This is a genomic window from Mesorhizobium sp. WSM4308, from assembly GCF_002294905.1.
Lineage (GTDB): Bacteria > Pseudomonadota > Alphaproteobacteria > Rhizobiales > Rhizobiaceae > Mesorhizobium.
Genome location: NZ_NSFW01000005.1, coordinates 368,311 through 385,309, shown reverse-complemented (window position 1 = coordinate 385,309; position 16,999 = coordinate 368,311). Strand labels below are relative to the sequence as shown.

At 62.4% G+C, this 16,999-nt stretch carries 11 protein-coding genes; 3 read left to right on the top strand and 8 right to left on the bottom strand.

The window, feature by feature from the left end; all coding sequences use genetic code 11:
- From tuf to rpsL, 4 genes are all read right to left on the bottom strand, one after another.
- Positions 1 to 1,169, bottom strand: a 1,169-nt coding sequence (tuf, locus tag CK227_RS12405; RefSeq protein ID WP_056566843.1) for an elongation factor Tu, incomplete at its 3' end; no start/stop codon positions are given.
- Between the two features lie 67 nt (positions 1,170 to 1,236).
- Positions 1,237 to 3,327, bottom strand: coding sequence for an elongation factor G (gene fusA / locus CK227_RS12400; RefSeq protein WP_095770222.1), 2,091 nt, complete (start codon positions 3,325 to 3,327; stop codon positions 1,237 to 1,239).
- Positions 3,328 to 3,356: 29 nt separating this feature from the next.
- Positions 3,357 to 3,827: a 30S ribosomal protein S7 gene (rpsG, locus tag CK227_RS12395; protein WP_006202127.1), complete on the bottom strand. Its 471-nt coding sequence runs from the start codon at positions 3,825 to 3,827 to the stop codon at positions 3,357 to 3,359.
- A 60-nt stretch (positions 3,828 to 3,887) separates the two neighbouring features.
- Entirely contained in the window at positions 3,888 to 4,259 is a 372-nt protein-coding gene (gene rpsL, locus CK227_RS12390) for a 30S ribosomal protein S12 (RefSeq protein WP_006333356.1), read from the bottom strand.
- Positions 4,260 to 4,734: 475 nt separating this feature from the next.
- Between rpsL and CK227_RS12385 the strand changes: the two genes are divergently transcribed.
- The 3 genes from CK227_RS12385 (at position 4,735) to CK227_RS12375 (ending at position 7,147) form a co-directional block, all read left to right on the top strand.
- On the top strand, positions 4,735 to 5,016 hold the full coding sequence (locus CK227_RS12385) for a transcriptional regulator (RefSeq protein ID WP_095770223.1): 282 nt from the start codon (positions 4,735 to 4,737) through the stop codon (positions 5,014 to 5,016).
- 16 nt (positions 5,017 to 5,032) lie between these two features.
- Positions 5,033 to 6,145, top strand: coding sequence for a PLP-dependent cysteine synthase family protein (locus tag CK227_RS12380; protein ID WP_245317924.1), 1,113 nt, complete (start codon positions 5,033 to 5,035; stop codon positions 6,143 to 6,145).
- Between the two features lie 75 nt (positions 6,146 to 6,220).
- Complete coding sequence (locus CK227_RS12375) at positions 6,221 to 7,147, top strand: Gfo/Idh/MocA family oxidoreductase (RefSeq protein ID WP_095770225.1); 927 nt, start codon at positions 6,221 to 6,223, stop codon at positions 7,145 to 7,147.
- Positions 7,148 to 7,189: 42 nt separating this feature from the next.
- Here CK227_RS12375 and CK227_RS12370 read toward each other — a convergent pair whose 3' ends face one another.
- The 4 genes from CK227_RS12370 to rpoB form a co-directional block, all read right to left on the bottom strand.
- Positions 7,190 to 7,555, bottom strand: a complete 366-nt coding sequence (locus CK227_RS12370) for a hypothetical protein (RefSeq protein WP_210202227.1) — start codon at positions 7,553 to 7,555, stop codon at positions 7,190 to 7,192.
- Positions 7,556 to 7,628: 73 nt separating this feature from the next.
- Entirely contained in the window at positions 7,629 to 8,294 is a 666-nt protein-coding gene (locus CK227_RS12365) for an O-methyltransferase (protein ID WP_095770227.1), read from the bottom strand.
- An 85-nt stretch (positions 8,295 to 8,379) separates the two neighbouring features.
- Positions 8,380 to 12,576, bottom strand: coding sequence for a DNA-directed RNA polymerase subunit beta' (gene rpoC / locus CK227_RS12360; RefSeq protein WP_095770854.1), 4,197 nt, complete (start codon positions 12,574 to 12,576; stop codon positions 8,380 to 8,382).
- Positions 12,577 to 12,706: 130 nt separating this feature from the next.
- A complete protein-coding gene (gene rpoB / locus CK227_RS12355) occupies positions 12,707 to 16,843 on the bottom strand; it encodes a DNA-directed RNA polymerase subunit beta (RefSeq protein WP_095770228.1) in 4,137 nt (1,378 codons plus the stop codon).
- Positions 16,844 to 16,999: the final 156 nt, after the last annotated feature.

The window sequence follows — 16,999 nt, the reverse complement described above, 5'->3', positions numbered from 1 at the left end:
TTGATGGTGACGACGATGCCGGCACCGACGGTGCGGCCGCCTTCACGGATGGCGAAGCGCAGCTTCTCTTCCATGGCGATCGGCACGATCAGCTCGACATCGACCGTGATGTTGTCGCCAGGCATCACCATCTCGGTGCCGGCCGGCAGCGACACGATGCCGGTCACGTCCGTCGTGCGGAAGTAGAACTGCGGACGGTAGTTGGTGAAGAACGGCGTGTGACGGCCACCTTCGTCCTTGGTCAGGATGTAGGCTTCGGCCACGAACTTCTTGTGCGGCTTCACCGTGCCGGGCTTGGCCAGAACCTGGCCGCGCTCGACGCCTTCACGATCAACGCCGCGCAGCAGCGCGCCGATGTTGTCGCCAGCCTGGCCCTGATCGAGCAGCTTGCGGAACATTTCCACGCCGGTGCAGGTCGTCTTGGTCGTCGGACGGATGCCGATGATCTCCAGCTCCTCGCCGACCTTGACCACGCCGCGCTCGACGCGGCCGGTCACCACCGTGCCACGGCCCGAGATCGAGAACACGTCCTCGATCGGCATCAGGAACGGCTTGTCGAGCGGACGAACCGGGGTTGGGATGTAGGCGTCGACCTGAGCCATCAGCTCGCGGATCGCGTCCTCGCCGATCGTCTTGTTCGAATCCTCCAGCGCGGCCAGCGCCGAACCCTTGACGATCGGAATGTCGTCGCCGGGGAATTCGTTCTTCGACAGAAGCTCGCGAACCTCGAGCTCGACCAGTTCCAAAAGCTCGGCGTCGTCGACCTGGTCGACCTTGTTCAGGAACACCACGATCGACGGCACGCCGACCTGACGGGCAAGCAGGATGTGCTCGCGGGTCTGCGGCATCGGGCCGTCGGCGGCCGACACGACCAGGATCGCGCCGTCCATCTGCGCGGCGCCGGTGATCATGTTCTTCACATAGTCGGCGTGGCCGGGGCAGTCGACGTGGGCGTAGTGGCGGTTGGCCGTCTCGTATTCAACGTGAGCCGTCGAGATGGTGATGCCGCGCGCCTTCTCTTCCGGCGCCGCATCGATCTGGTCGTAGCGCTTGTACTCGCCAAAATACTTCGTGATCGCCGCCGTCAGCGACGTCTTGCCATGGTCAACGTGACCAATCGTGCCGATGTTCACATGAGGCTTAGTGCGCTCGAATTTACCTTTTGCCATGTGATGTCTCCATTTCCTGCTCGCCCATGCGGGCTTTGAATTGCGTTACCGCGACGGCTCTTTCGAGTTACGCGTATTTTTTCTGGACTTCCTGGGCCACCGCGGTCGGGACCGGTTCGTAGTGGTCGAACTGCATCGTGTAGGCCGCGCGGCCCTGGCTCATCGAGCGCAGGTTGTCGACGTACTTGAACATGTTGGCGAGCGGCACCATCGCGTTGATGACGACGGCCACGCCGCGTGCTTCCTGGCCCTGGATCTGGCCACGACGGCCGTTCAGGTCGCCGATGACGCTGCCGACATAGTCTTCCGGCGTCACGACTTCGACCTTCATGATCGGCTCGAGCAGCTGCACGCCAAGCTTGGGGGCGGCTTCACGGAAGCAGGCGCGGGACGCGATTTCGAAGGCCAGGACCGAGGAGTCGACGTCGTGGTAGGCGCCGTCGATCAGCGTCGCCCGGACGCCGATCATCGGGAAGCCCGCGAACGGACCAGCGCCCATGACGCTCTGGATGCCCTTCTCGACACCCGGAATGTATTCCTTCGGCACCGCGCCGCCGACGATCTTGGACTCGAAGACGAACTCTTCGCTCTCGGTGTTCGGCTCGAAGATAACCTTGACGCGGGCGAACTGGCCGGTACCGCCGGTCTGCTTCTTGTGGGTGTAGTCCTGCTCGTGCTTGCGGGTGATCGTCTCGCGATAAGCCACCTGCGGAGCGCCGACATTGGCTTCGACCTTGAACTCGCGACGCATGCGGTCGACGATGATGTCGAGGTGCAGTTCGCCCATGCCAGAGATGATGGTCTGGCCGCTTTCCTCGTCGGTCTTGACGCGGAAGGACGGATCCTCGGCAGCCAGGCGGTGAAGAGCGAGGCCCATCTTTTCCTGGTCGTTCTTGGTCTTCGGCTCGATGGCGATCTGGATGACCGGATCGGGGAATTCCATGCGCTCGAGGATGACCGGATGCAGCGGATCGCACAGCGTGTCGCCGGTGGTCGTGTCCTTGAGGCCAGCCAGAGCGACGATGTCGCCGGCGAAGGCTTCTTCGACGTCGGCGCGCGAGTTCGCATGCATCTGCAGCATGCGGCCGATGCGCTCCTTCTTGCCCTTGACGGTGTTGTCGACCGAGATGCCCTTGGTGAGCTTACCCGAATAGATGCGGGCGAAGGTCAGCGAACCGACGAAAGGGTCGTTCATGATCTTGAAGGCGAGCATCGAGAGCGGCTCGTCATCGACCGCATGACGCTCGATTTCGGCGTCGGTCTTGGCATCGACACCCTTGATGGCGGGAACGTCGGCCGGCGACGGCAGGTATTCCACGACGGCGTCGAGCAGCGGCTGCACGCCCTTGTTCTTGAAGGCCGAGCCACAGAACATCGGGAAGAACTTGACCGCGATCGTGCCCTTGCGGATCAGCGAACGGATCTCGTCATTCGACGGCATCTTGCCTTCGAGGTAGTTCTCGAGGGCCGTCTCGTCCATTTCGACGGCGGCCTCGATCATCTTCTCGCGGTATTCCACCGCACGTGCCTGAAGGTCGGCCGGTATCTCGACGACGTCCCAGGCAGCGCCCAGCGTCTCGTCACGCCAGACAAGCGCGTTCATCTCGACGAGGTCGACGACGCCCTTGAATTCGGTCTCGGCGCCGATCGGCAGCTGCATGACGACAGCCTGCGCACCAAGGCGCGAGCCGATCATCTCGACCGAGCGGTAGAAGTCGGCGCCGATCTTGTCCATCTTGTTGCAGAAGATCATGCGCGGCACGCGGTACTTGTCGGCCTGGCGCCAGACGGTTTCCGTCTGCGGCTCGACACCGGCGTTGGCATCGAGCAGCGCGATGGCGCCGTCGAGCACGCGCAGCGAACGTTCGACTTCGATGGTGAAGTCGACGTGTCCGGGAGTGTCGATGATGTTGAAGCGGCGCATCTTGCCGTCACGGCCCTTCCAGAAGGTCGTGGTGGCGGCGGACGTGATGGTGATGCCGCGTTCCTGCTCCTGCTCCATCCAGTCCATGGTGGCAGCGCCGTCGTGCACTTCGCCGATCTTGTGCGACTTGCCCGTGTAATAGAGGACGCGCTCGGTGGTCGTCGTCTTGCCGGCGTCAATATGCGCCATGATACCGAAATTGCGGTAGTCTTCGATTTTGTATTCGCGGGCCATCGTAGCTGCCTCTCAGTCCTGTTCGCGCTTTACCAGCGGTAGTGTGCGAAAGCGCGGTTGGCTTCAGCCATCTTGTGGGTGTCTTCGCGCTTCTTGACGGCCGTGCCGCGGTTGTTGGCCGCGTCCATCAGCTCGCCGGAGAGGCGATCGATCATGGTGGTCTCGTTGCGGTTGCGGGCAGCCGCGATCAGCCAACGGATGGCCAATGCCTGGCGGCGCTCGGGACGCACGTCGACCGGAACCTGGTAGGTGGCGCCGCCGACGCGACGCGAACGCACTTCCACATGCGGCGCAACATTGTCGAGCGCCTGATGGAAGACGGTGACCGGCTCCTGCTTGGTCTTCGACTGGACCTGGTCGAGCGCGCCATAGACGATGGTCTCGGCGACCGACTTCTTGCCGTCATACATGACGGCGTTCATGAACTTGGTGACGATCAGATCGCCGAACTTCGGATCCGGGTTGATCTCACGCTTTTCTGCACTGTGACGACGCGACATGGCTTTTGTCTCTCAATCTCGTAGCCCGACGCTTTCAAGCAGCGCCAGGGCCGGAAAATCTTACTTCGGACGCTTGGCGCCGTACTTCGAACGGCGCTGCTTGCGGTTCTTTACGCCCTGCGTGTCGAGCACGCCGCGGATGATGTGGTAGCGGACGCCCGGAAGATCCTTGACGCGGCCGCCGCGGATCATGACCACGGAGTGTTCCTGAAGGTTGTGACCTTCGCCGGGGATGTAACCGATCACTTCAAAACCATTGGTCAGGCGGATCTTGGCCACCTTGCGCAGCGCCGAGTTCGGCTTCTTCGGCGTCGTCGTGTAGACGCGCGTGCAGACGCCCCGCTTCTGCGGGTTCTGCTGCATGGCCGGGACCTTGTTGCGCTTCACCGGCGCAATGCGCGGCTTGCGGATCAGCTGGTTGACGGTAGGCATTAAACCCTCTTGTCTCTCAATTCCGTGTCTCGTGCCGGTCAAGGCTCGCTCAAAGCGTCATTTCCATACGCAAATTCGGGCCACAAACCGCGCCTCGCGGTCTTGCCCGAACAAATCGCAGAGGAAGCGGAAGCCGCTTCGTGCACGCCGGAAATGTCTTTTCGCTCGTAAAACGAACCCTGTTTGAGGCAAACTCCAAAGCGTGTCGCTTCGGAAGGGAGAGCCTCACATCGGTTCTGACTGGGCGGCTTCTACTCGTAAGCCCGCGAACCGTCAACCCCGGCGCGGCAAATATTGCATCGAAGGCGGGGCTTGGCAGCCATGCGAAAACCGCAGGTAATTTTCTTTCGCCATTTTGCAAGGACGGAGAAGAAAGTAACCGGTTTTTGGCTGTCGCGCGGCCCCGCTTCATGCGAAAAGGCCGCCTGAGCACTCAAAATCCCCTCGCCCGCGCTTTGCCAGGAGGAATCAGCCCGTGAACGACAATGAAGAACGCCCGGTCACCATCATCACCGGCCGGGTGTGGAAGCGCAAAGGCGGCAAGCCGGAAGGCGTCCACGTCATGCTGGTGGCGCCCGACGACGATTCGGCGGTGCGTCGCGCCCTCGAATCGCTTGCGGCGGAAGGTTACGCCGAGGCCGAGCTCGACCAGATCGGCGATATGGACGGCGTGCCGGACGACGAGCCGCATCTGTCGGCCTATCAGGGCGCGCTCGAAGGCGAAGTGTCGATCGTCACCTTCGACGCACCGATCTGAAACCAGGGCACCGATGATGGCCAGATCAAAGGCGATTGAACCTGCATCCCGAGCCTGGGCCGACCAGGCGGTCGCCGCGATCGAGGCCGACCAGCACCGTTCGGCCGATACCCACCTCTGGAAATTCGATCTGCCGGCGCTGATTGGAATCGACTTCTATCTTAAGGATGAGTCCACCCATCCGACCGGCAGCCTCAAGCACAGACTTGCGCGTTCGCTGTTTCTCTATGCGCTGTGCAATGGCCTTGTCCGTGAAGACACCCCGGTGGTCGAAGCCTCATCAGGCTCGACAGCTGTGTCGGAAGCCTATTTCGCGCGCATGATCGGCGTGCCTTTCTATGCGGTGATGCCTCGGTCGACGTCGCGCGAAAAGATCGCCGCGATCGAGCACTATGGGGGCAACTGCCATTTCATCGATGACGGCAGGCGCATCTATGCCGAGTCGTCCGAACTCAGCGAACGGCTCGGCGGCCATTTCATGGACCAGTTTACCTATGCCGAACGTGCCACCGACTGGCGCGGCAACAACAACATCGCTGATTCCATCTTCGGACAGATGCGCGAGGAGCGGCACCCCATCCCAAGCTGGATCGTGATGAGTGGCGGGACGGGCGGCACCACCGCCACGATCGGCCGATACCTGCGCTACAAGCGGCACGCCACGCGGCTGTCGGTGGCGGATGTAGAACGCTCGGCCTTCTTCGAGGGCTTTGCCACGCATGATCGCGAATGTCGCTGCGAGCAGCCGTCGCGCATCGAAGGCATTGGCCGACCGCGCATGGAGCCGTCCTTCGTCCTAGGTGTCATTGATCACATGTTGCAGGTGCCGGATGCCGTGTCGCTGGCGGCAATGCGGGTGTTGTCGCGCCGGCTCGGCCGTCGTGTCGGCGGTTCGACTGGCACCAACTTCATCGCCATGTGCTTTCAGGCGGCGCGCATGATCGAGCACGGTAAGACCGGTTCGCTGGTGACGCTGATCTGCGATTCCGGCGACCGTTACGCCAACACCTACTATTCTGATGAGTGGCTGGCGGCCAACGGCCTCGACCCCTCGCCCTTCGAACCTGCGATCGAAGCCTTTTTGGGGGGCGGAAAACTGACACTGCAATTCGAGGAAAGCTGGGGCTGACTTTTCGGCTTCCGGCTTGCCCGGGGCAAGTGTTCTGATAGAAACGCTCACCATCATCAAACAGACGGAGCGGCCGTGTCCCAGCCCATCAACATAGGCATCGTCGGCGTCGGCAAGATCGTTCGCGACCAGCATCTGCCGGCGCTGGCGAAAGACCAGAACTATCGCCTCATCGCCGCCGCCAGCCGGCATGGCAAGGTCGACGGCATCCCGAACTTTCCGACCATCGAGGCGATGCTGGACGCGGTGGCGGAACTCGAGGCTGTCTCGCTCTGTATGCCGCCGCAATTCCGCTACGATGCCGCGCGCACCGCGCTCGAGGCAAAGAAGCACGTCTTCCTGGAAAAGCCGCCGGGCGCCACGGTCAGCGAGGTCGAGGACCTGAAGGTGCTGGCCGCGAGGCAAGGCGTGTCGCTGTTCGCCAGCTGGCATTCGCGCTATGCGCCGGCGGTGGAGGCGGCGCGCGGCTTTCTCGCATCGACCCGGCTCCGCTCCGCGGCGATCGTCTGGAAGGAAGATGTGCGCCGCTGGCATCCGAACCAGGACTGGATCTGGGCGCCTGGCGGCTTCGGGGTCTTCGATCCCGGCATCAATGCGCTGTCGATCGCGACCCACATCCTGCCGGCAATGTTCATCACCTCGGCCGTGCTCGACTTTCCTGAAAACCGCGCCGCCCCGCTCGCGGCGCAAGTCACCTTCCGCACCTCGAACGGATTGCCGGTGACGATGGATCTCGACTGGCTGCAGACCGGCCCGCAAAGCTGGGACATCCTGGCCGACACAGATGCGGGCAAGATGGTGCTTTCCGGCGGCGGCTCGAAGCTCGCCATCGACGGCCGCGTGGTGCATGAGGAGCCTGAGGCGGAATACCCGATGCTCTACAAGCGTTTTGCCGAGATCCTGCGCGCCGGCACCTCGGACGTCGACCTGGCGCCGCTCCAGCATGTCGCCGATGCCTTCATGCTCGGCAAGCGCAACGTGGTCGAGGCGTTTTTCGACTAAGCCTGCGGCAGATGAATTGTCAGCACGGCGGACCCATCTGCATCATCGCTTTTCGTCTGGAAACTCTCCCGGCTGAGGCCGGGAGATGCCGGGCGCCGTCCGATATCCGAGCTCCAGTTCGTTCAACACGTGCTGAACGGCCCCCTCAAGTTCGTCCTGTCCCCAGCCGAGCTCGACGATCTCGCCGTATTGGACGAAACTTGAGCGGTCGAAACCGTTCTCAGCGTCGTTGTAGGAAATGACGCCGCGACCGATCAGAGCCACGACCCAAATGCTGACATTTCCAGTCGGTGAACGATGAATCCACTGTTCTGGATCGATTCTGATCAGATCCCAGAGCCTTCTCTGCGCTAAACTCATGCGGTTCCGGCTCTCGTTGATCAATTCCCAGAGCGCGACTTCGTTCAATTGCCAATTCCCCAAGCACCTTCATAGCTGGATCGTCTTCGCGGCAGTCAACCAGAAACCACCGCCAGCAACCTCATTTTACAATCGCAATGGCAAAGCCGTCATATCCCTTGGCGCCGACGGTCTGGATGGCTGTGCCGTCCAGTCGTTTGTCGCCACCGATGAATGAAAAGGCCGCGCGTGCGCCTTCGACATTGGCATCGCGGCCATCTTCGTTCACGACATAGCCGTCGCGGATGACGTTGTCGCAGACGATGACCGTTCTCGGCCGCGAAAGCCGCATGGCCCAGGAGAGATAGTTCGGGTTGTTCGGCTTGTCGGCATCGATGAAGATGAGATCGAACGGCCCGGCATTTTCAGCACTTAGCGCGGCCAGCGATTCAAGGGCCGGCCCGACCCGCAGTTCCACTTGGTCCGACACGCCTGCCCGCTCGAAATTCGACCGCGCGACCTTGGCGTGATGCGGGTCCAGTTCAAGCGTGACGATCTTGCCGTCCATGGGCAAGGCGCGAGCCATCCAGATGGTGGAATAGCCGCCCAGCGTACCGATCTCGAGCACGTTTTTCGCACTGCCGATGCGCACCAGCAGCGAGAGCAGCTTGCCCTGCGCCGCCGAGACGTCGATCGCTGGCAGGCCATTGTCGCGGTTGGCCGCCAGAACCGCATCGAGAACGGGATCCGCCTCGAAGAGCGAGGAAACGATGTAGTTGTCGACAGCCGTCCAGGTCTTCGTGCTCATCTGCCTTCCTCGATCGTTCGCTGAAAGGAAAAAGCCGCCGGGTTGCCCCGACGGCTTCTGTTGCCTGAGATTTTTGCCGCCGCGCCTACTGCGCGGCGGTTGTCATATCGGCCAGCATCGGCTCGGCCACTTCCACCCCGGAGGCCTTGCGGCGCTCGTCGATGATGAGTTCGTCGCGCGAGGTGGCGATGCGCCGGATCTGGCTCATCGTGCCGCCCGTACCGGCCGGGATCAACCGGCCGACGATGACGTTTTCCTTCAAGCCCTGCAGCATGTCGGTCTTGCCGGCAACCGCGGCTTCCGTCAGCACCCTGGTCGTCTCCTGGAAGGAGGCGGCCGAGATGAAGGACGGCGTCTGCAGCGAAGCCTTGGTGATACCGAGCAGCACCGGCTGACCTTCGGCCGGCTTCTTGCCGTCCTCGATCAGCCGCTCGTTGACCTCTTCCAGTTCGATCACGTCGACGTGGTCGCCCGGGATATAGGTCGAGTCGCCCTGCGTGGTGATCTCGACCTTCTGCAGCATCTGGCGAACGATCACCTCGATGTGCTTGTCGTTGATCGACACGCCCTGCAGGCGGTAGACTTCCTGGATCTCGTTGACGAGGTAGGAAGCAAGAGCTTCCACGCCCTTGATCGCCAGGATGTCGTGCGGCGCCGGATTGCCGTCGAGGATGTAGTCGCCCTTCTCGATGACGTCGCCGTCCTGGAGATGGAACGGCTTGCCCTTCGGGATCAGGTATTCGACCGGCTCGAGCGTCGAGTCATGCGGCTCGATGATGATGCGGCGCTTGTTCTTGTAGTCGCGGCCGAAGCGGATCGTGCCATCGATCTCGGCGATGATGGCGTGATCCTTCGGACGACGTGCCTCGAACAGCTCGGCAACACGCGGCAGACCGCCGGTGATGTCCTTGGTCTTGGCGCTTTCCATCGGGATACGCGCCAGCACGTCGCCGGGACGAACCTGCGCACCCGGCTCGACCGAGAGAATGGCCTCGACCGAGAGCAGGAAGCGGGCATCGCCACCCTTCGACAGCTTGCCGACCTTGCCCTTGCCGTCCTGAACGACGATCGCCGGCTTCAGATCGTTGCCGCGCGGCGTCGAACGCCAGTCGATGACCTCACGCTTGGTGATGCCTGTCGACTCGTCGGCCGTTTCCTGGACGGAGATGCCGTCGACCAGATCCTCGAACGCCACCTTGCCCTCGATTTCGGTGAGGATCGGGCGGGTGTAGGGATCCCACTCGGCAATACGCTGGCCGCGCTTCACCTTGTCGCCATCGTCCACGAAGATACGCGAACCATAGGTGACACGGTGCGTGGCGCGCTCCTTGCCGGCTTCGTCGAGGATCAGCACCGCCATGTTGCGGCCCATGACCATCTGCTGGCCGTCGGAGTTGCGCACCACGTTGCGGTTGCGGATTTCGACCTTGCCCTCATAGGAGGCTTCAAGGAACGAGCTATCCACCACCTGCGCGGTACCGCCCATGTGGAAGGTGCGCATGGTGAGCTGGGTGCCCGGCTCGCCGATCGACTGCGCCGCGATGACGCCGACGGCTTCACCCTGGTTGACCGGGGTGCCGCGCGCCAGATCGCGTCCGTAGCAGACCGCGCACACACCGACCCTGACCTCGCAGGTCAGTGCCGAGCGGATGCGGACCGACTGGACGCCGGCCTTTTCGATCTGCTCCACGTCGCGCTCGTCCATCAGCGTTCCGGCCTTGACCAGAAGGTCGCCGGTCACCGGATGGTTGATGTCGTCGAGCGCGGTGCGGCCCAGCACGCGCTGGCCGACCGAAGCGACGACCTGGCCGGCATCGACGATCGGCTGCATGGTGAGGCCCTTGTCGGTGCCGCAATCCACGGAGTTGACGATGCAGTCCTGCGCCACGTCGACTAGGCGGCGGGTGAGGTAACCCGAGTTCGCCGTCTTCAAGGCGGTGTCGGCCAGACCCTTGCGGGCGCCGTGGGTCGAGTTGAAGTACTCGAGCACGGTCAGGCCTTCCTTGAAGTTCGAGATGATCGGCGTCTCGATGATTTCACCCGACGGCTTGGCCATCAGGCCGCGCATGCCGGCGAGCTGGCGCATCTGGGTGGGCGAGCCACGCGCACCGGAGTGCGACATCATGTAGATCGAGTTCATCGGCTTCTGACGGCCGTTGTCTTCGAACTCCACCGCCTTGATGCGGGCCATCATCTCGTCGGCGACCTTTTCCGAGCACTTGGCCCAGGCGTCGACGACCTTGTTGTACTTCTCGCCCTGCGTGATCAGGCCGTCATTGTACTGCTGCTCGTATTCCTTGGCCAAAGCCTCGGTGTCGGAGACCAGCTTGATCTTGCTGTCCGGGATCAGCATGTCGTCCTTGCCGAACGAAATGCCGGCACGGCAGGCGTGAGCGAAGCCGAGCGCCATGATACGGTCGCAGAAAATGACCGTCTCCTTCTGACCGCAATGGCGGTAGACGGTATCGATCATCTTGGAGATGTTCTTCTTGGTCATCTCCTGGTTGGCGGTCTCGTAAGGCACATTGACGTTTTTCGGCAGAAGCTCGCCGATGATCATGCGGCCAGGCGTGGTGTCATGGATCTTCGACACGACCTTGCCTTCGGCGTCGACCGTGCGGAAGCGACCCTTGATCTTGGCGTGCAGGGTCACCGCCTTGGTCTCGAGCGCGTGCTGGAGTTCGCCCATATCGGCAAACACCATGCCCTCGCCCGGCTCGTTCTGGTTGACGATCGAGAGATAGTAGAGACCCAGAACCATGTCCTGCGACGGCACGATGATCGGCGCGCCGGAAGCCGGGTGCAGGATGTTGTTGGTCGACATCATCAGCACGCGGGCTTCAAGCTGCGCTTCCAGGGACAGCGGCACGTGGACCGCCATCTGGTCGCCGTCGAAGTCGGCGTTGAAGGCCGTGCAGACCAGCGGGTGCAGCTGGATCGCCTTGCCTTCGATCAGGATCGGCTCGAACGCCTGGATGCCGAGGCGGTGCAGCGTCGGCGCGCGGTTCAGCAGCACCGGATGCTCGCGGATGACCTCGTCGAGGATATCCCAGACTTCCGGACGCTCCTTCTCGACCAGCTTCTTGGCCTGCTTGACGGTCGAGGAGTAACCCTTGGCGTCGAGACGGGCGTAGATGAAGGGCTTGAACAGTTCGAGCGCCATCTTCTTCGGCAGGCCGCACTGGTGCAGCTTGAGCTCCGGACCGGTGACGATGACCGAGCGGCCGGAATAGTCGACGCGCTTGCCGAGCAGGTTCTGCCGGAACCGGCCCTGCTTGCCCTTGAGCATATCGGAAAGCGACTTCAGCGGACGCTTGTTGGCGCCGGTGATGACGCGGCCGCGACGGCCGTTGTCGAACAGTGCGTCGACAGCTTCCTGCAGCATGCGCTTTTCATTGCGCACGATGATGCCGGGCGCACGCAACTCGATCAGCCGCTTCAGGCGGTTGTTGCGGTTGATGACGCGGCGATAGAGATCGTTCAGGTCGGACGTCGCGAAACGGCCGCCGTCCAGAGGAACCAGCGGACGCAGGTCCGGCGGGATCACCGGAACCACCTTCATGATCATCCATTCCGGACGGTTGCCGGATTCCATGAAGTTCTCGACGACCTTGAGCCGCTTCAGATACTTCTTCTGCTTCAGCTCGGAGGTGGTCGAAGCCAGTTCCGAACGCAGGTCGCCGGCGATCTTCTCCAGATCCATGCCGGCCAGAAGGTCATGAATGGCCTCGGCGCCGATCATGGCGGTGAACGAATCCTCGCCATACTCGTCGACGGCGATCATGTACTCTTCCTCGCTGAGCAGCTGGTGCTCCTTCAGCGCGGTGAGGCCGGGTTCGGTGACGATGTAGTTCTCGAAGTAAAGGACGCGCTCGATGTCCTTCAGGGTCATGTCGAGCAGCGTGCCGATGCGCGAGGGCAGCGACTTCAAGAACCAGATATGGGCGACGGGAGCGGCGAGCTCGATATGGCCCATGCGCTCGCGGCGGACGCGCGACAGCGTGACTTCGACGCCGCACTTCTCGCAGATGACGCCCTTGTACTTCATGCGCTTGTACTTGCCGCACAGGCACTCATAGTCCTTGATCGGGCCAAAAATGCGCGCGCAGAACAGACCGTCACGCTCCGGCTTGAAGGTGCGGTAGTTGATGGTCTCCGGCTTCTTGATCTCGCCGAACGACCAGGACAGAATCTTCTCAGGGCTGGCCAGTGAGATCCGGATGGAATCGAACACCTGCGCAGGCGCCTGCGGATTGAAGAGATTCATGACCTCTTGGTTCATGCCGTTCTCCTTTTCGGGGTCCTCGAAAACCCCTTGCATCTAGTCGCGGGCCAAACGCCCGCCGTCTTTGTCGGCCACCGGCCGTCGAATTCCTTGGCGCGCCGCAACTTCGTGCGGCGCGCTCTAGCCTTTACTCAGCCGCGTCGGGCAGCCGAACCGGGGCGTCGTCGAGCTTGGTGTTCTCCAGCTCGACATTGAGGCCGAGAGACCGCATTTCCTTGACGAGCACGTTGAAGCTCTCCGGAATGCCGGCCTCGAACGTGTCGTCGCCGCGCACGATCGCCTCGTAGACCTTGGTGCGGCCGGCGACGTCGTCCGACTTCACCGTCAGCATTTCCTGCAGCGTGTAGGCGGCGCCATAGGCTTCCAGCGCCCAGACCTCCATTTCACCGAAGCGCTGGCCACCGAACTGCGCCTTGCCGCCCAGCGGCTGCTGGGTGACGAGCGAGTACGGACCGATCGAACGCGCGTGGATCTTGTCGTCCACCAGGTGGTGAAGCTTGAGCATGTAGATATAGCCCATCGTCACCTTGCGATCGAACGGCTCGCCCGTGCGTCCGTCATAGAGCTGCGACTGACCGCTGGTGTGCAGGCCCGCCTGCTCCAGCATGATGTTGATGTCAGCCTCGTGCGCACCGTCGAACACCGGGGTCGCGATCGAGACGCCGCGGCGCATCTGCTCGCTGAGGCGAACAATGCTCTCGTCGTCATACTCGCGGATCGGCTCGTTGCGGTCATTGGCCGGCATGAAGCTCTCGAGCGTCTTGCGCAGCGGCTTGATGTCGCCGGCCGCCTTGTACGTGTCGATCAGTTCGCCGATCTTCCTGCCCATGCCCGCGCAGGCCCAGCCCAGATGCGTTTCCAGGATCTGGCCGACATTCATGCGGCTCGGCACACCCAGCGGGTTGAGCACGATATCGGCATGCGTGCCGTCCTCGAGGAAAGGCATGTCCTCGACCGGAACGATGCGCGACACGACACCCTTGTTGCCGTGACGGCCGGCCATCTTGTCGCCCGGCTGCATCTTGCGCTTCACCGCGACGAAGACCTTAACCATCTTCATGACGCCCGGAGGCATTTCGTCGCCGCGCTGGACCTTCTCGACCTTATCCATGAAGCGCTGCTCGAGCGCCTTCTTGGAGTCATCGTACTGGCCACGCAGGGCTTCCAGTTCGCTCTGGAGCTTTTCGTTCTCCACGGCAAACTGCCACCACTGCGAACGCGGATACTCGTCGAGCGTATCCTTCGACAGCGTCGAGCCCTTCTTGAAGCCCTTCGGTCCAGCGATCGCTTCCTTGCCGACGAGCACGTCGGAAAGACGCGCGTAGACGTTGCGGTCCAGGATGGCCTGCTCGTCGTCACGGTCCTTGGCGAGGCGTTCGATCTCCTCGCGCTCGATTGCCATGGCGCGCTCGTCCTTCTCCACACCGTGGCGATTGAACACGCGCACCTCGACGACGGTGCCGAAAGTGCCCGGAGGCATGCGCATCGAAGTGTCGCGCACGTCGGAAGCCTTTTCGCCGAAGATGGCGCGCAGAAGCTTCTCTTCGGGCGTCATCGGGCTTTCGCCCTTCGGCGTGATCTTGCCGACGAGGATGTCGCCCGGCTGCACTTCCGCGCCGATATAGACGATGCCAGCTTCGTCGAGGTTCTTCAGCGCTTCTTCCGAAACGTTGGGAATGTCACGCGTGATTTCCTCCGGACCAAGCTTGGTATCGCGCGCCATGACCTCGAACTCCTCGATGTGGATCGAGGTGAAGACGTCGTCGGCGACGATGCGCTCGGAGAGCAGGATAGAGTCCTCGTAGTTGTAGCCGTTCCACGGCATGAACGCGACCAGCACGTTGCGGCCGAGCGCCAGATCACCGAGCTCGGTCGACGGACCGTCGGCGATGATGTCGCCCTTGTTGACCCGGTCACCCATGCGCACCAGCGGACGCTGGTTGATGCAGGTGTTCTGGTTCGAACGCTGGAACTTCATCAGCCGGTAGATGTCGACGCCGGACTTGCCCGGATCGAGATCTTCCGTTGCGCGGATGACGATACGCGTCGCGTCCACCTGGTCGACAATGCCGCCGCGGCGGGCACCGATGGCGGCGCCTGAGTCACGTGCAACGACCGGCTCCATGCCGGTGCCGACGAACGGCGCCTCGGCGCGCACCAGCGGCACGGCCTGACGCTGCATGTTCGAGCCCATCAGAGCGCGATTGGCGTCGTCGTTTTCCAGGAACGGAATCAGGGCCGCGGCCACCGACACCATCTGCTTTGGCGACACGTCCATCAGGTCGACGTTTTCGCGCGGCGCCATCATCACTTCGCCGGCGCTGCGGCAAATGACGAACTCGTCGACGAAGCCGCCATTCTTGTCGAGCTCGGCGTTGGCCTGCGCGACATGGTGCTTGGCTTCTTCCATCGCCGAGAGATAGACGACGTCATTGGTGAGCTTGCCGTCGACGATCTTGCGGTACGGGCTTTCGATGAAGCCGTACTTGTTGACGCGCGCGAAAGTGGCCAGCGAGTTGATCAGACCGATATTCGGGCCTTCCGGCGTCTCGATCGGGCAGATACGGCCGTAATGCGTCGGGTGCACGTCGCGCACTTCGAAGCCGGCGCGCTCGCGGGTCAGACCGCCCGGTCCAAGCGCCGAAAGACGACGCTTGTGGGTGATCTCCGACAGCGGGTTGGTCTGGTCCATGAACTGCGACAGCTGCGAGGAACCGAAGAACTCGCGCACGGCGGCGGCCGCCGGCTTGGCGTTGATCAGATCCTGCGGCATCACCGTGTCGATCTCGATCGAGGACATACGCTCCTTGATCGCGCGCTCCATGCGCAGCAGGCCGACGCGGTACTGGTTCTCCATCAACTCGCCAACGGAACGCACGCGGCGGTTGCCGAGATTGTCGATGTCGTCGATCTCGCCCTTGCCGTCGCGCAGTTCGACCAGCGTCTTGACCACGGCCAGGATGTCCTCCTTGCGCAGCACGCGCACGGTGTCCTCGGCCTTGAGTTCGAGGCGCATGTTCATCTTGACGCGGCCGACAGCCGACAAATCGTAGCGCTCGCTATCGAAGAACAGCGAGTTGAACATGGCTTCGGCGGTCTCGAGCGTCGGCGGCTCGCCCGGGCGCATGACACGATAGATGTCGAACAGCGCGTCCTGGCGGCTCTCGTTCTTGTCGACGTTGAGCGTGTTGCGGATATAGGCGCCGACATTGACGTGGTCGATGTCGAGAACCTTGATCTCCTGCTCGCCGGTGCCAAGCAGCACCTTGAGCGTCTTTTCATCGATCTCGTCGCCGGCTTCGAGGAAGATCTCGCCGGTGGCGTAATTGACGATGTCCTCGGCCAGGTAGTTGCCGAGCAGATCCTCGTCGGTCGCCTTGATCGCCTTCAGGCCCTTTTCGCCGAGCTGGCGCGCCTGGCGGGCGGTGATCTTCTTGCCGGCCTCGACAACGATCTCGCCCGTATCGGCGTCGACCAGATCGCCGACGGCCTTGAGGCCGCGGAAACGCTCGACGTTGAACGGAATGCGCCAGTGGTCGCCGGCGCGCACATAGCTGATCTTGTTGTAGAAGGTCGACAGGATCTCTTCGCCATCCATGCCGAGCGCCATCAACAGCGACGTCACCGGAATCTTGCGGCGGCGGTCGATGCGGGCGTGCACGACGTCCTTGGAATCGAACTCGATGTCGAGCCACGAGCCGCGATAGGGAATGACGCGCGCGGCAAACAGAAGCTTGCCCGACGAGTGCGACTTGCCCTTGTCGTGGTCGAAGAAGACGCCCGGCGAACGGTGCATCTGCGAGACGATGACGCGCTCGGTGCCGTTGACGATGAAGGTGCCGTTCAAGGTCATGAGCGGCATGTCGCCCATGTAGACGTCCTGCTCCTTGATGTCCTTGATCGACTTGGCGCCGGTATCCTCGTCGATATCGAACACGATGAGGCGCAGCGTCACCTTCAGCGGCGCGGCATAGGTCAGGTCGCGCTGACGGCATTCGTCAACGTCGAATTTCGGTCCTTCGAACTCGTACTTCACGAACTCCAGCATCGAGGAGCCGGAAAAATCGGAGATCGGGAAGACCGACTTGAAAACAGCCTGCAGTCCCTCGTCCGGACGGCCGCCCTTGGGCTCGTCCACCATCAGGAACTGGTCATAGGATGCCTTCTGAACCTCGATCAGGTTCGGCATCTCCGCAACTTCCGGAATCTTTCCGAAGAACTTGCGTACGCGTCTGCGGCCATTGAAAGTCTGGGTCTGGGCCATCGTCGCTCCTTAGCTCTAAACTCGGGACGAACCTCGCCGCGGTCCGCCTTGCATACCGAACCGCCTGGGCGGCGGCTCTCTGTCTGTTCTCCGTCCGCCTTTCGGCGGACGGCTAAAACGGGAGAAAACCCGTTTCCTGAAGGCCGGTTCGCGGCC

What these genes read in the sequence shown, in the direction of transcription:
- fusA (WP_095770222.1), bottom strand. Translation starts at nt 3,327, where the DNA reads ATGGCCCGCGAATACAAAATCGAAGACTACCGCAATTTCGGTATCATG.
- rpsG (WP_006202127.1), bottom strand. Translation starts at nt 3,827, where the DNA reads ATGTCGCGTCGTCACAGTGCAGAAAAGCGTGAGATCAACCCGGATCCG.
- rpsL (WP_006333356.1), bottom strand. Translation starts at nt 4,259, where the DNA reads ATGCCTACCGTCAACCAGCTGATCCGCAAGCCGCGCATTGCGCCGGTG.
- CK227_RS12380 (WP_245317924.1), top strand. Translation starts at nt 5,033, where the DNA reads ATGGCCAGATCAAAGGCGATTGAACCTGCATCCCGAGCCTGGGCCGAC.
- CK227_RS12365 (WP_095770227.1), bottom strand. Translation starts at nt 8,294, where the DNA reads ATGAGCACGAAGACCTGGACGGCTGTCGACAACTACATCGTTTCCTCG.
- rpoC (WP_095770854.1), bottom strand. Translation starts at nt 12,576, where the DNA reads ATGAACCAAGAGGTCATGAATCTCTTCAATCCGCAGGCGCCTGCGCAG.
- rpoB (WP_095770228.1), bottom strand. Translation starts at nt 16,843, where the DNA reads ATGGCCCAGACCCAGACTTTCAATGGCCGCAGACGCGTACGCAAGTTC.